The 13,949-nt window shown below is 71.6% G+C and carries 18 protein-coding genes; 15 read left to right on the forward strand and 3 right to left on the reverse strand.

The window, feature by feature from the left end; genetic code table 11:
* The first annotated feature begins 47 nt into the window (after positions 1-47).
* The 5 genes from ABD355_RS12875 to ABD355_RS12895 are packed head-to-tail and all read left to right on the forward strand — an operon-like array spanning position 48 to position 2,734.
* A complete protein-coding gene (locus tag ABD355_RS12875; RefSeq protein WP_030936144.1) occupies positions 48-482 on the forward strand; it encodes a roadblock/LC7 domain-containing protein in 435 nt (144 codons plus the stop codon).
* Positions 483-484: 2 nt separating this feature from the next.
* Positions 485-856, forward strand: a complete 372-nt coding sequence (locus tag ABD355_RS12880; RefSeq protein ID WP_030936141.1) for a DUF742 domain-containing protein — start codon at positions 485-487, stop codon at positions 854-856.
* The gene (locus ABD355_RS12885; protein WP_344400351.1) at positions 834-1,433 is read left to right on the forward strand and encodes a GTP-binding protein; all 600 of its coding nucleotides are present in this window, start codon (positions 834-836) and stop codon (positions 1,431-1,433) included. Before ABD355_RS12880 ends, ABD355_RS12885 begins: the two co-directional genes overlap by 23 nt.
* A 60-nt stretch (positions 1,434-1,493) precedes the next feature.
* Entirely contained in the window at positions 1,494-2,075 is a 582-nt protein-coding gene (locus ABD355_RS12890) for a GAF domain-containing protein (protein WP_266963216.1), read from the forward strand.
* A 56-nt stretch (positions 2,076-2,131) separates the two neighbouring features.
* On the forward strand, positions 2,132-2,734 hold the full coding sequence (locus ABD355_RS12895) for a TetR/AcrR family transcriptional regulator (protein WP_344400352.1): 603 nt from the start codon (positions 2,132-2,134) through the stop codon (positions 2,732-2,734).
* Positions 2,735-2,858: 124 nt separating this feature from the next.
* On the opposite strand, the gene ABD355_RS12900 is transcribed toward ABD355_RS12895, so the two are convergent.
* The 3 genes from ABD355_RS12900 to ABD355_RS12910 are packed head-to-tail and all read right to left on the reverse strand — an operon-like array spanning position 2,859 to position 5,024.
* Positions 2,859-3,464, reverse strand: coding sequence for a GOLPH3/VPS74 family protein (locus ABD355_RS12900; protein ID WP_344400353.1), 606 nt, complete (start codon positions 3,462-3,464; stop codon positions 2,859-2,861).
* Positions 3,465-3,477: 13 nt separating this feature from the next.
* Positions 3,478-4,725: a YbfB/YjiJ family MFS transporter gene (locus ABD355_RS12905; protein WP_344400355.1), complete on the reverse strand. Its 1,248-nt coding sequence runs from the start codon at positions 4,723-4,725 to the stop codon at positions 3,478-3,480.
* Complete coding sequence (locus ABD355_RS12910) at positions 4,722-5,024, reverse strand: muconolactone Delta-isomerase family protein (protein ID WP_344400356.1); 303 nt, start codon at positions 5,022-5,024, stop codon at positions 4,722-4,724. Before ABD355_RS12910 ends, ABD355_RS12905 begins: the two co-directional genes overlap by 4 nt.
* Before the next feature lie 108 nt (positions 5,025-5,132).
* On the opposite strand from ABD355_RS12910, the gene ABD355_RS12915 reads away from it, so the two are divergent.
* The 10 genes from ABD355_RS12915 to ABD355_RS12960 all read left to right on the forward strand — a co-directional run bounded on the left by ABD355_RS12915 (position 5,133) and on the right by ABD355_RS12960 (position 13,893).
* On the forward strand, positions 5,133-6,080 hold the full coding sequence (locus tag ABD355_RS12915) for a LysR family transcriptional regulator (RefSeq protein WP_344400357.1): 948 nt from the start codon (positions 5,133-5,135) through the stop codon (positions 6,078-6,080).
* A 119-nt stretch (positions 6,081-6,199) separates the two neighbouring features.
* On the forward strand, positions 6,200-6,913 hold the full coding sequence (locus tag ABD355_RS12920; RefSeq protein ID WP_344400358.1) for an SDR family NAD(P)-dependent oxidoreductase: 714 nt from the start codon (positions 6,200-6,202) through the stop codon (positions 6,911-6,913).
* A 30-nt stretch (positions 6,914-6,943) separates the two neighbouring features.
* Complete coding sequence (locus ABD355_RS12925) at positions 6,944-7,369, forward strand: nuclear transport factor 2 family protein (protein ID WP_344400359.1); 426 nt, start codon at positions 6,944-6,946, stop codon at positions 7,367-7,369.
* Positions 7,370-7,562: 193 nt separating this feature from the next.
* On the forward strand, positions 7,563-8,591 hold the full coding sequence (tdh, locus tag ABD355_RS12930; RefSeq protein ID WP_344400360.1) for an L-threonine 3-dehydrogenase: 1,029 nt from the start codon (positions 7,563-7,565) through the stop codon (positions 8,589-8,591).
* 36 nt (positions 8,592-8,627) lie between these two features.
* A complete protein-coding gene (locus ABD355_RS12935; RefSeq protein WP_344400361.1) occupies positions 8,628-9,821 on the forward strand; it encodes a glycine C-acetyltransferase in 1,194 nt (397 codons plus the stop codon).
* A 36-nt stretch (positions 9,822-9,857) separates the two neighbouring features.
* Positions 9,858-10,760 (forward strand): LysR family transcriptional regulator, encoded by a 903-nt coding sequence (locus ABD355_RS12940; protein WP_344400362.1) that lies wholly within the window; start codon positions 9,858-9,860, stop codon positions 10,758-10,760.
* Positions 10,761-10,824: 64 nt separating this feature from the next.
* Positions 10,825-11,409: a helix-turn-helix domain-containing protein gene (locus ABD355_RS12945; protein ID WP_344400363.1), complete on the forward strand. Its 585-nt coding sequence runs from the start codon at positions 10,825-10,827 to the stop codon at positions 11,407-11,409.
* Positions 11,406-11,939 (forward strand): GNAT family N-acetyltransferase, encoded by a 534-nt coding sequence (locus ABD355_RS12950; protein ID WP_344400364.1) that lies wholly within the window; start codon positions 11,406-11,408, stop codon positions 11,937-11,939. Before ABD355_RS12945 ends, ABD355_RS12950 begins: the two co-directional genes overlap by 4 nt.
* A gap of 54 nt (positions 11,940-11,993) precedes the next feature.
* Positions 11,994-12,353, forward strand: a complete 360-nt coding sequence (locus ABD355_RS12955; RefSeq protein ID WP_344400365.1) for an MmcQ/YjbR family DNA-binding protein — start codon at positions 11,994-11,996, stop codon at positions 12,351-12,353.
* A 151-nt stretch (positions 12,354-12,504) separates the two neighbouring features.
* A complete protein-coding gene (locus ABD355_RS12960) occupies positions 12,505-13,893 on the forward strand; it encodes an MFS transporter (protein ID WP_344400366.1) in 1,389 nt (462 codons plus the stop codon).
* Positions 13,894-13,949: the final 56 nt, after the last annotated feature.

A 13,949-nucleotide genomic window follows, 5' to 3' on the forward strand; every position in this document is an offset into this window, starting at 1 on the left:
CCCCCACCGCTCCCGCAGACCTTCGTACCCCAAGGAGTCGATCCACCATGGCGAGCGATGCGCCCACCGGCCATGTATCCGATCTCGACTGGCTGATGAGCGGCCTCGTGCAGCGCGTACCCCACACGACCAGTGCGGTACTTCTGTCCTGCGACGGGCTTGTGAAGTCAGTCCACGGCCTCGACCCGGACAGCGCCGACCACATGGCCGCCCTGGCCTCCGGCCTGTACTCCCTCGGCCGCAGTGCCGGGGTCCGCTTCGGCGACGGCGGCGACGTCCGCCAGGTCGTCGTCGAACTCGACTCGACCCTGCTGTTCGTGACCACCGCCGGCTCCGGCACCTGTCTCGCCGTACTGGCAGGCCGCGAGGCCGACGCGGCGGTGCTCGGCTACGAGATGGCCATGCTGGTCAAGAGCGTCCGCCCCTACCTGGTCACCGCGCCCCGGCAGCACGCCGTCGAACCCACGGCGATGAGGCCTTGAGGGTGGCGGCGGTCGGCGACGGGCCCTGGCTCGACGACGCGGCCGGTCGGCTGGTGCGCCCCTTCACGGTCAGCAACGGCCGCACCCGGCCCACCATCGCGCTCGACCTCCTGTCGCACGTGATGGCCACCGGGGCCACCCCCCTCGGCTACCTCGGTCCCGAACACGCGCAGGCGCTCGACCTGTGCCGCGCGCCCGTCTCGGTCGCCGAGGTCGCCGCCCAACTGAAGCTGCCGGCCGTGGTCACCAAGGTGCTGCTGTCGGACCTCGTCGACTGCGGGGCGCTCACCACCAAGCCACCCGAGTTCCACCACAACCCGACTGACCGGGCCCTTCTGGAGGCAGTGCTCGATGGACTACGACGACAGCTCTGACCCCTTCCCCACCGCACTGAAGATCCTGGTGGCGGGCGGGTTCGGAGTAGGCAAGACGACCTTCGTGGGCGCGGTCAGCGAGATCGCGCCGCTCAGTACGGAGGAACTGCTCACCACGGTCAGCGCCGCGACCGACTCCCTCGAAGGGATCGAGAACAAGGTCGAGACGACGGTGGCGATGGACTTCGGCCGCATCACCCTCGACCGGGAACATGTGCTGTATCTGTTCGGCACGCCCGGGCAGGAGCGGTTCTGGTTCATGTGGGACGAGCTCTCCGAGGGCGCGCTCGGGGCGGTCATCCTCGCCGACACCCGCCGCCTGGAGGAGTGCTTCGCGGCGGTCGACTTCTTCGAGCAGCGCGGTCTCGGCTTCATCGTCGCGATCAACGAGTTCGACGGCTCGTACCGCTACGACCCCGAGGAGGTCCGCGCCGCCATCGACCTCGATCCGGCGATCCCCGTCGTGCGCTGCGACGCCAGGATCTCCAGCTCAGGAGTGCAGACCCTGCTGACCCTCGTACGTCACCTCATCGCCCACGCCCCGGCTCATGCGCCGAGCCACGGCGCCCACATGTGATCCCCGCACACCGCCACGGAGCCCGTATATGCCCTGCGTCCACAGTGACGGAGCCCGCTCATGAGGTACGACCCGTCGCGCCCGGCCGGTCGTCTGCTGCTCACCCCCGAGGACAAGGAGGCCCCCGCCCGGGCCCGGCGCCTCGGCCAACTGGGCCTCGCAGAACACCCGGACCCCGCCCTCGACGCCTACGCGGACCACCTCGCCGAGCTCACCGGGACGCCGTACGCCATGGTCAACTTCATCGACGAGAACCGGCAGTTCTTCGCCGGCCTGCATCTCTCGGACGTCGCCCGGCCCGTGGTGAAGGCCGACGGCACCACCCCGGTGCTGGGCCGCGAACTGGCCCGCGACCACGGCTTCTGCCCCCATGTGGTGGTCCGGCGCAAGGCGCTGGTCCTGGAGGACGTCTGCGACTACCCGCGGTTCGCGGGCAATCCGGTGGTGGACGAGTTCGGCATCCGCTCCTATCTGGGCGCGCCGCTGATCGACAGTACGGGGATGGTTCTCGGCACCGTGTGCGTCGTCGACGTGGAGCCACGGCCCTGGGGCAGGCCCGGCCTGGAGACCATCAAGTCGACGGCGGCCGACCTGGTCGCCCGGCTGGAGCGACGGGAGGCGGACGGGCTCCCGCTGCTGTGACGGCGGCCCAAGACAGCCACTAGCCGACCGGTCCAGTACTTACGTACCCTTGCGCCGTGGGACGCACCAGTGACGTCAGGCAGAAGATCCTCGATGCCGCACGCCCGCTCATCGAGGGACGCGGCTACACGGCGCTGGGCGTGGCCGAGATCTGCAAGGCGGCCGGAGTGCCGAAGGGCAGCTTCTACTACTTCTTCGAGTCGAAGGAGGCCCTCGCACTCGCCGTCGTCGACGAGCACTGGGCGGCCCAACAGCGCGACTGGGCGCGGGCGTTGGGCGGTGACGGGGAACCGCTGCAGCGGCTGCGACGGCTCTTCGAGGAGACGGAGGCCGGACGGCTCGCCGCCCAGCAGGGCTGCGGCACCGTGTCGGGCTGTCTGTTCGGCAACCTCACGCTGGAACTGAGCAACCAGGCCGAGGCCGTCCGCGGCCGCCTGCAGGAGATCTTCGACGCGCAGGTCGACATGGTCGAGGCGGTCGTCGCAGAGGCCCGCGACCGCGGCGAGATCACTGCGACGGACACCCGCGAGGCGGCCCAGGCGGTGGTCGCTCAACTGGAGGGCCAGATGATGTTCGCCAAGCTGTACAACAGCACCGGGCGCCTGAGCCCCCTGTGGGACAACTGCCGGGCACTGCTCGGCGCCACGGGTTCCCACTAGTCGCCAAGAGGGCCTGCTGAAGTCCGCCGCGGGTCGGCAGCGGCTTTTTGGGCGCGCGGGAACTGCGCGACCAGCCACAACGGCGCCGCAGACGACCGACGGCCGAGAGCGGCCCCCGGAGCGCCTAGTAGCCGCGCCAGACATTGTCGAACGCAGCGTCCTCGATGGCCTTCCGCTGCCGCACCGCCTCCAGTTCCATCACCGCATCGCCGACGGCGGCCAGCACGGTCGTGACCGCCTCACCGGAGAGTTCGTCCTGGTCGCCGGCTCGCTCCTCGTGGATCCCGGCGGCCGCAGCCAGGGCGGCGAGGACCGGCTCGCCCGACGCCCAGCGCTCCTCGGCCTGCCGCCGGGCCGGCGAGTCGACCAGCTCCGGCCGTCCGGTCCGCAGCGGAATCCGGCGCCCGCGCGGCCGGGCGGTCAGCCCCACCCGCTCCAGGTCGTCGACGTAGGCCGAGGACAGCCCACGGCCCCGGCGCCACAGCCACTCCTCGACCGACTCGTACGGCTCCTGTCGTACGAGGGAGGAGGCGGCCTCGTCCAGCAGACGGTCGCCCGTGGGTGACGGGGCGCTGGGGAGGATGCGGTCACCGTCCAGGGCGAGCGCCAGGGCCTCGATGAGGTCGAGCACCTCGGCTCCCGCGAGTGCGAGCGAGAGTTCGCCCTGCTGGACCTGGTGGCTCGGTGCCGCGTCCAGGGCGACGATCGCGAGGTCCCGTGCGGTGTTCATCGGCGGCTCCAGGTCAGTTGGCCGAGTGCGGGGCGAGAGCGTCGGGGCCGGCCTCTGCGGGCCGGGCCTCCTCGGACGATTCTCGCTGCCGCGGCGGGGCTGTGTGTCGTACTACGACCATGTGGTGCGGGAAGCCGATCCGCAGCACGGCGGCGGCCGCGGCGGCGGCGAGCACCACGAGGGCGGCCGTCAGCAGCGCCCGCTGGTAGCCGTGGTGCAGCAGTGGGGCGACGGTGAGCGGGCCCAGGATCTGGCCGACGGAGTAGCCGGCGGTCAGCAGCGCGACCGAGCGGGGGAAGCGCAGGTGGGCTCCGGTGGCCAGGGCGAGCATGCTGATGCCCAGGAAGGTGCCGCCGAACAGCACCGCCGAGACGAGTGCGGCAGCCGCTGAGCCGATCAGGGCGGGCAGGGCGATGCCGACCGCCTGCACCACCAGCGCGGCGAGCAGCAGCGCGGGCCGGGACCAGCGGCGTCCCAGCCGCGCCCACAGCGTCGGGGACGCGGCGGCGGCCAGCCCCACCAGCACCCAGGAGCCGTTGCCGACCCAGCCGGGGGAGCCCTGGCCGATCGCGGCGACCAGAAAGGTTCCGGCGACGATGTAGCCGATGCCCTCCAGGGAGTAGCTCACGAGCAGCGCGCCGAACCAGCGGTGGGTCCGAGGCGCCGTACTGTCCGGTTTCCCGCTGCTCGCGGCCGCGGCCGTCTCCGGGCGCAGGCTCCACGCGCCGACGGTGAGCAGCGCCGTGAGCGCGGCCGAGGCCCACCAGGCGACCCGCCAGTCCGCGACGGACCGCAGCGCCAGGAGCAGCAGACCGGACAGCGCGATGCCGGCGCCGACACCGCCGATGGCCCAGCCGGGCAGGTGCGCCGGGTGCCCGCGCAGATGGTGCAGCAGAGAACTGGCGGCGACGACGAACACCAGGGCGCTCGCCACCCCGGCCAGCAGCCGCAGCACGGCCCACATCGCGGTGCTGTGGGTGACGGGCATCGCGGCGAGTGTCGCGGTCAGCGCGAGCAGGGAGCCGCGCAGGACGGCACGTGATCGCACGAGCGAGGGCAGCAGGATGCCCGCGAGCGCCCCGACGAGATAGCCCACGTAGTTGGCGGTGGCCAGGTCGGCTCCGGTGCCGGCGGACAGGCCCGCCTGGGTGTGCATCAGGGGCAGGATCGGCGTGTAGACGAAACGGCCGACCCCCATGCCCGCCGCGAGCGCCGCCGCGGCCCGGGCGACATGGGTCCAGGGGGAGGAGGGGGTGCTCATCGGGTGCCGTCGACCCGGCCCGGGTCGTTGGGGTGGGACTCCAGCGGGGTGACGGCGAGGGTCATCCATGGACGCAGCGGCAGTGTGCCGAGCACCTTCTCGTGCAGCTCCGCCTCGTCGGCGGCCCGCCACACGCCGATGCTGCGCAACTCGCCCACGGGACGCCACAGTCGGGCCAGATTGCCGGTGGCGGCCAGCTCCCGCGCACGGACGGCCTCGGCGGCCCGCCGCCGGTCGACCTCGTCCTGGCCGGTGCCCTCGGGGATCGTGGTGGTGATCTCGACCAGGAACTCGCGCATGATGTGCTCCGATCGTCGTTGGTGGGCCCATCGTGCGCCCGTGACCAGCACCGATGCCAGGACCGGCTTCCTCGCTGCTGATAGGCGCAGCCTCCCAGCGCGCGTAGCATGGCGCGCGTGGAACTGCGCCAGCTGCGCTACTTCGTCGCGGTCGCCGAGGAACTGAACTTCGGCCGGGCCGCCGAGCGGCTGCTCATCGCGGGGCCGTCGCTCTCCCAGCAGATCAAGGCCCTCGAACGGGATCTGGGCGTCCGGCTGTTCGACCGGGACCGCCGCTCGGTCTCCCTCACCCCCGCCGGAGCGGATCTGCTCCCGCACACCCGTGCCCTGCTGGAACGGGCCGACGACCTCAAGCACCGGGCCGGGAGGCTGTCGGGCTCGCAGTCGGTACGGCTCGGTTACGTCAACTGGCTTCCTCCGGACCTGACTTCACGCACGGCAGCGGTGGCCCGGGTGCACGTCGACGCGTGGGTGGCGCCCTCGCACACGCAGGCCGCCCGGGTGGCCGACGGCAGCCTGGACCTCGCGGTGTGCTGGCTGCGCGGAGAGGACCTCGAACGGCTCGGGCTGCGGGCGCGGCTGATCGGCGCCGACCGGCTGTACGCCGTCGCCAAGGGCGGCGACTCCCATGACGTACCGGATGTGGCGGCCCAGGACACCGACGTCCTCATCGACGACGACATCACCTCCTGGGCGTCCTGGAACGTGTACGCCGAGGAGCTCGCGCAGATCACCGGCGCGCGTGTCGTACGCATCTCGGACGGGGCGATCACCGGACCGGCCTTCTTCGACCACGTGCGCCGCTGTCGCCGCCCGGTCCTCAACTCGCCCAAGGGGCAGACCACTGCGCTCCCGCCCGACCTGGTCCGCCGAGAGGTCGTCGCCCCGAAGGTGTACTGGACCTGGTCCCTGGTCCGGCGGGAGGCCGAGGACCGCGCGGGCGTCCTCGCCGCCGTGGACGCGCTGTGCGAGGGCGTCGGCGACCTCGGCATCCACGCGCGGGACGCCTGGCTGCCCACCGACGATCCTCACCGGCTCCCGGCTGACCAGCTCTGAAAGCCTGCGCCTCCCACCCAGGAGCAAGCCGATCCTTCCGTCGCCGAGCGCCCGGACATACCTTCCAGATAGTCGACCGGTCGGCTAGTTGCCGGTCAATCTCTCGGAAGAAGGTCACCATGAGCACGCACCACCAGAAGGTCGCGATCATCACCGGCGCTTCGCAGGGCATCGGCGCCGCCCTCGTCGAGGGCTACCGCAAGCTCGGCTACGCGGTCGTCGCCACCTCGCGGACCATCGCCCCCGCCGACGACGCCGACGTCCTCACCGTCCAGGGCGACATCGCGGACCCGGCGACCGCGGAGCGGATCGTCGCGGCCGCCGTCGAGCGGTTCGGCCGTATCGACACGGTGGTCAACAATGCGGGCGTCTTCGTCGCCAAGCCGTTCACGGAGTACACGGCCGAGGACTACGCCGCCGTGACCGGCATCAACGTCGCCGGCTTCTTCCACCTCACCCAGCAGGCCGTACCGCACCTGCTCGCCCAGGGCGGCGGCCACATCGTCAACGTCACCACCAGCCTGGTGGACGCCGCGGACTCCCGCGTCCCCTCCGTCCTGGCCTCGCTGACCAAGGGCGGCCTGCAGTCCGCCACCAAGTCCCTCGCCATCGAGTACGCCACCCGCGGCCTGCGCGTCAACGCCGTCTCGCCCGGCACCGTCAAGACCCCCATGCACCCGGAGGAGGCCCACGAGTTCCTCGCCGCCCTGCACCCCGTGGGCCGGATGGGCGAAGTGAGCGACATCGTCGACGCCGTGCTCTTCCTGGAGACGGCTCCCTTCGTCACCGGCGAGATCCTCCACGTGGACGGCGGCATGAGCGCCGGACATTGACAACTCGTCAGAACCCACCAAGGAGCGGCCATGACCACCACCACGGACGACAAGACGATCCTGAGCGCGGTCCTCGACGCCTGGAAGTCCGACGTCGACGCACACCAACCGGAGCGCGTCGCCTCCCACTTCACCGAGGACGCCGTCTTCCAGGGGCTGCACCCGTACAGCGTCGGACGGCAGGGCGTCGCCGAGTACTACGACTCCCAGCCCCTCGGCATGAAGGCGGCCTACCGCATCCTCGAGACCAGACGGTTCACGGAGGACCTGGTGCTGGGCTACCTGGACGTCGACTTCACCTTCACCGACCGGCCGCCGATCGCCGTCAAGCTCTCCGTCCTGGCGAAGCGCGTGAAGGAGGGGTGGTCGATCGCTCACTACCAGGTGTCCCGCCTGGAGCAGGGGGCCGCACAGTCCCAGATCGAGCAGGCGAAAGCCGCAGAAGCGCAACCGTGATCGAGCCGGCCGCGCACGTCGAGGCAGGTCTGCGGGGCGGGTGTGAAGCGGAGCTGTGGCGCGGGTTAAGAAAAGCTCGATGGACCCGGGGTGGCGTGGTGCGGCAGATTGCTACGCGATTCCACCCCTCTCCCCGGATACGGGCGCCTTCGGCATGCCCGGGCCCGGGGTCGCACCCACAGGAGCCGTAGCGTTGAAGGCGCTGGTCAAGGAGAAGGCTGAGCCCGGACTGTGGCTCGCGGACGTGCCGGAGCCGGGCGTCGGACCCGGTGACGTACTGATCAAGGTGTTGCGGACCGGCATCTGCGGGACCGATCTGCACATCCGGGCCTGGGACGGCTGGGCGCAGCAGGCCATCCGTACACCGTTGGTGGCCGGGCACGAGTTCGTCGGTGAGGTCGTGGAGACCGGGCGTGATGTCACGGACATCGCCGTCGGTGACCGTGTGAGCGGCGAGGGGCACCTCGTCTGCGGGAAGTGCCGCAACTGTCTCGCGGGGCGGAGGCACTTGTGCCGGGCGACGGTCGGGCTCGGCGTCGGACGGGACGGGGCCTTCGCGGAGTACGTCGCCCTGCCCGCCGCCAATGTGTGGGTGCACCGGGCGCCGGTGGATCTCGACGTCGCGGCGATCTTCGACCCGTTCGGCAACGCCGTCCACACGGCCCTGTCCTTCCCGCTGGTCGGCGAGGACGTGCTCATCACGGGGGCCGGCCCGATAGGCCTGATGGCCGCCGCGGTGGCCCGGCATGCGGGCGCCCGCAACGTCGTCATCACCGACGTCAGCGAGGAGCGGCTGGAACTGGCGAGGAAGATCGGGGTGAGTCTCGCGCTGAACGTCGCGGAGTCGGAAATCGCCGATGGACAGCGGCAGTTGGGGCTGCGCGAGGGCTTCGACATCGGCCTGGAGATGTCCGGCCGCCCCGAGGCCATGCGCGACATGATCGCCAACATGACGCACGGCGGCCGTATCGCCATGCTCGGCCTGCCCGCCCAGGAGTTCCCGGTCGACTGGGCCCGCATCGTCACCTCGATGATCACCATCAAGGGGATCTACGGCCGGGAGATGTTCGAGACCTGGTACGCGATGTCGGTGCTGCTGGAAGCCGGCCTCGACCTGTCACCCGTGATCACCGGCCGGTACGGCTACGGCGACTTCGAGGCGGCGTTCGCCGACGCGGCGAGCGGCCGCGGCGGCAAGGTCATCCTCGACTGGACCGTGTAACTCCCCTCATCCGTCAGCACTTTCAGGAGCTTCCCCATGTTCGACTCCGTGCGCGACGACCTGCGCGCCACCCTCGACGAGATCCGCGCCGCCGGCCTGCACAAGCCCGAGCGCGTGATCGGCACCCCGCAGTCCGCCACCGTGAACGTCACCGCGGGCGGCCGCCCCGGCGAGGTCCTCAACTTCTGCGCCAACAACTACCTCGGCCTCGCCGACCACCCCGAAGTCGTCGCCGCCGCGCACGAGGCCCTGGACCGCTGGGGCTACGGCATGGCGTCGGTCCGTTTCATCTGCGGCACCCAGGAGGTGCACAAGGAACTGGAAGCGCGCCTGTCCGCCTTCCTCGGCCAGGAGGACACGATCCTGTACTCCTCCTGCTTCGACGCCAACGGCGGTGTCTTCGAGACGCTGCTCGGCGCCGAGGACGCCGTCATCTCCGACGCCCTGAACCACGCGTCGATCATCGACGGCATCCGTCTGTCCAAGGCGCGTCGCTTCCGCTACGCCAACCGTGATCTGGCCGATCTGGAACGGCAGTTGAAGGACGCGTCCGACGCCCGGCGTCGGCTGATCGTCACCGACGGCGTCTTCTCCATGGACGGCTATGTGGCACCGCTCGGCGAGATCTGCGACCTCGCCGACCGCTACGACGCCATGGTCATGGTCGACGACTCCCATGCCGTCGGCTTCGTCGGCCCCGGCGGCCGCGGCACCCCCGAGCTGCACGGCGTCATGGACCGCGTCGACATCATCACCGGCACCCTCGGCAAGGCGCTCGGCGGCGCGTCCGGCGGCTATGTCGCGGCCCGCGCCGAGATCGTCGCGCTGCTGCGCCAGCGCTCACGGCCGTACCTCTTCTCGAACACTCTCGCCCCGGTGATCGCCGCCGCCTCGCTCAAGGTCCTCGACCTCCTCGAGTCGGCGGACGACCTGCGCGTCCGTCTCGCCGAGAACACCGCCCTGTTCCGCCGCCGGATGACCGAGGAGGGCTTCGAGATCCTCCCCGGCGACCACGCCATCGCCCCCGTCATGATCGGCGACGCGACCAAGGCGGGCCGCCTCGCGGAGCTGCTCCTCGAGCGGGGCGTGTACGTGATCGGCTTCTCGTACCCCGTGGTGCCGCAGGGGCAGGCCCGCATCCGCGTGCAGCTGTCCGCCGCGCACTCGACGGACGACGTCAACCGTGCCGTCGACGCCTTCGTGGCGGCACGGGCGGAACTGGAGGCCTGATCCGGCCGTCCCGGACATATTGAGATAATCGATCCCATGATCGAAGCGCGGCGGCTCCACATCCTCCGTGCGGTGGCCGACCACCGCACGGTGACGGCGGCTGCCGCCGCGCTGTATCTCACGCCCTCCGCCGTCTCCCAGCAGCTGACGGCGCTGGAGCAGGAGACGGGCCACCGACTCGTCGAGCGCAGCGCCAAGGGTGTACGGCTGACCCCGGCCGGCGAGATCCTGCTCAGCCACACCAACGCGGTCCTGGCCCAGTTGGAGCGGGCGGAGGCCGAGCTCGCCGCCTACGGCTCGGGCGCCGCCGGCACGGTCACCGTCGCCTCCTTCGCGACCGGGATCGCCCTGGTCGTGGCGCCGGCCGTGGCGCGCCTCGCCTCCTTGGCGCCCGGCATCCGTATCCGCGTCCAGGACGCCGAGGGCGACGCCAGCCTGCCGATGGTCCTGGACCGACAGGTCGACGTCGCGGTGGCGGTCGAGTACCGCGGGGCGCCGCCCGCCGACGACCCGCGCCTGACCCACGTACCGCTGTACGCCGAGCCCTTCGACGCGGTCGTCCCGGTGAACCACCGGCTGGCGGAGGCCCCCGAGATCCCGCTGGCCGACCTGGCCAAGGACCCCTGGATCGGCCCGTATCCCGGCAACCCCTGTCACGAAGTGGTCGTCCTGGCCTGCGAGAGTGCCGGATTCCAGCCACGCCTGGAACACTCCTCCGACGACTTCCGGGCCGTCGTCGCCCTCGCCTCGTCGGACGCGGGCGTGGCCCTCGTCCCGCGCTCGGCGCTGCGCGGAATGGACCTCACGGGCGTGGTCGTACGTCCGGTGGACGGAGTCGCACCCACCCGCCGGGTCTTCGCTGCCGTACGCCGGGGAGCCGAGGAGCACCCGCTGATCAGGCCGGTGCTGGAGGCGCTGGACGAGGCGGCGCGCGCGTAGAGGCCCCGCCATGTGACGCGAGCCACAAGATTGAGCGTCTCTGATCTGGGATAACATCCCAGATATGAAACAAGATGTCGCCGAGGCCGGGCCCGACCCGGTCGACGCCCGGCTCGGTGCCAGGCTGTCCGAGCTGCGGGCCGAACGGGGTTGGTCCCTCGGGGAGTTGGCGGAGCGCAGCGGCATCAGCCGCTCGACGCTCTCCCGTGCCGAACGGGCCGAGATCAGCCCCACCGCCTCGCTCCTGAACCGCCTGTGCGGTGTGTACGGGCGGACCATGTCCCAGCTGCTCAGCGAGGTGGAGGCGGAGCCCGCGCTGCTGGTACCGGCCGCCGAGCAGCAGGTCTGGGAGGACAGGGCCTCCGGTTTCGTACGACGTTCCGTGTCGCCGCCGCACGCCGGGCTGCGCGGCGAACTCGTCGAGGGACGGCTGACCGCGGGCGCGGACATCGCGTACGACCGGCCGCCCGTGCCCGGCCTTGAACAGCACATCTGGGTTCTGGAAGGAGCACTGGAGGTGACGGCGCTGGAGGTGGAGCACCACCTCGGCACCGGGGACTGTCTGCGGCTGCGGGTGTGGGGCCCCACGCGGTTCCGGTGCGCGGGACCGGACGACGTGCGGTACGTCCTGGCGGTGGTGCTGCCGTGATCGTGAACAGGCTGGACTGCGACGAACTGCACGCGCGCGTGGACGCGTTGGCGGACCTCCTCGTCGACACCGTGGACGGCGGCGCCTCCATCGGCTTCCTCGCGCCGCTCGACCGCGCGGAGGCCCTCGCCTGGTGGAAGGAGCGCGCCGCGGCCGTCGCCGCCGGGCAGCTCGCGGTGTGGGCGGCGCGCGACGCTGAGCGGGTGGTGGGCACCGTCAGCCTGGCCTTCCCGGACAAGCCCAACAGCCGCCACCGCGCCGAACTGGTCAAGCTGATGGTGCACCGGGACGCCCGGGGACAGGGCCTCGGCCGCACACTCCTGACCACTGCCGAGAAGGCGGCCGCCGCGGCGGGCATCACCCTGCTGCACCTGGACACCGAGACCGACAGCCTCGCCGAGCACCTCTACCACGCGGCCGGCTGGACCCGGATCGGCGCGATACCGGACTACGCGGCCGCCCCGGACGGCGTGCTGCGCCCGACGTCGATCTACTTCAAGCAGCTGGGACCTGCCGGCCGCGTGAGGTAGTTGCCCGACGTCCTCACCAGGTGATTGTCAGTGGCAGCGGCTACGGTGCGGAGCATGCCGGATGCCGAAGACGTACGCCGTATCTGCCTTGCCCTGCCGGACACGACGGAGAAGATCGCCTGGAGCATGCCCACGTTCCGGGTGGCGGGGAAGATGTTCGCCACGCTGCCCGAGGACGAGACCTCCATCGCCGTGCGCTGCCCCAAGGAGGAGCGCGACGAACTGGTGCTGGCCGAGCCGGGCAAGTTCTGGATCGCCGACCACGAGGCGCAGTTCGCCTGGGTGCGGGCCCGCCTCGCCGCGATCGAGGACGAGGGGGAGCTGCGCGACATCCTCGCCGACTCCTGGCGCCAGGCGGCCCCGCCCCGACTGCTCGACGCCTACCCGGAGTTGGGGCTTCCGGGCGCGGACTGAAAACGCTTCGAGCGTTGTCAGTGCCGCGTGACATGATCCGAAGTCGGGTGGGAGCCGGGGCGGAGGGGGCTTCGGCTACCACCGAGACGTCGGGGTGCGGGGATTGCGGCGGACGGAGCTTCGGGGAGGGGAGTGGGACCGGGTGACCGGGATGTCATCACAGCCATCGGACTCAGGGGCCGGGGCGGGACGACAGCAGGGCGGCTCGGAAGGAGCGGCCTGCGGATCGCATGACATCGTTGCCGAAGGCCGGGCTGCCCGGGGAGACGGGCGACCGGTGTGGTCACGGGGCTTCGCACTGTTCTTCGTCGCGCGTGCCGTCGCCCGGCTCGGTGACACCATGCTGCCCGTCGCCCTCGCCGCGGGTCTGCTGCAGCACGGGTACGGAGCGGGCGCGGTCGGTCTCGCGATGGCCGCGAGGTCCGTCGCCTTCGCCGGCCTTGTGATCTTCGGCGGGGTGGTCGCCGACCGCTTCAGCACGCAGAAGCTGATGATCGGCGCCGACCTCGTACGCCTCGGCACACAGTCCCTGGCCGCGGCGCTGTTCTACTCCGGTCACGTGGTGCTCTGGGAAATCTGCGCCATCGGGTTCGTCAGCGGTGTCGCCGGGGCCGTGTTCCAACCCGGCGTCGCCAGTACGGTGCCCCGCCTCGCCTCCGACATGCAGGGCGCGAACGGCGCCATACGCATCGCCGAGTCCGCGGCCCAGCTCGTCGGCCCCGCGCTCGCCGGCGTTCTGGTGGGCTTCGCCTCACCCGGCGGCGTCTTCGCGGCCGATGCCGCTACCTACGCGGTCAGCGCCCTGTGCCTCCTGCTGCTCCGCCTGCCCCCGCTCGCCCCGGTCAGCGGCCCGACGGGACACGGCGGCGGCAAGGCCTTCCGGGCCGATCTGATCGAGGGATGGCGGGAGTTCAGGGCGCGCACCTGGCTGTGGGGCGTGATCGCCATCTGGTGCGTGTACATGATCGCCGTCTGGGGCCCTTCCGTCCCGCTGGTCGCGACGCAGGTCGTCCAGCAGCACGGCCCGCGCGCGTACGGCCTGGTCAACTCCGCCCTCGGCGCCGGCACCGTCATCGGCGGCCTCCTCGCGCTGCGCCTGCGCCCCCGCCGCATGCTGCGCGCCGGTGCCGTCTCCCTGTTCGCCTTCGTGGGGTTCCCGGCGACCGTCGGGGCCGGGCTCGGCGTACCGGCCATGGCGGCCGGAGCCGCTGTCGCCGGGGCCGGGATGTCCTTCTGGGGCGTGATGTGGGCGACGAGCGTCCAGACCCAGGTCCCGCCCGACGTCCTCAACCGCATCCACGCGTACGACGTCGCCGGCTCCCTGGCGATGATGCCGGTCGGTCAGACCCTCGCCGGCCCCGCCGCCACGGCCGTCGGCGCCGACCACGTCCTCCTCGCCGCCGCAGCGATGAGCTTCGCCGTCCCGATCTCCCTGTTGTCGGTACCGGCGATACGCAACCTGGTGCGCGCCGATGCCCCGGCGCAGGGCGCGGGCGCGGGGGTGGCGGACCGGAGGCCGCGCTCGGAGTCGACCGGCTGACGGCGGACATCCGTCTGCCTGGCTCGCCCGCGGCCCCGGGTCGCCCATCCGATCCG

The sequence above is a fragment of the Streptomyces longisporus genome (genome assembly GCF_039532765.1).
Taxonomy (GTDB): domain Bacteria; phylum Actinomycetota; class Actinomycetes; order Streptomycetales; family Streptomycetaceae; genus Streptomyces; species Streptomyces longisporus.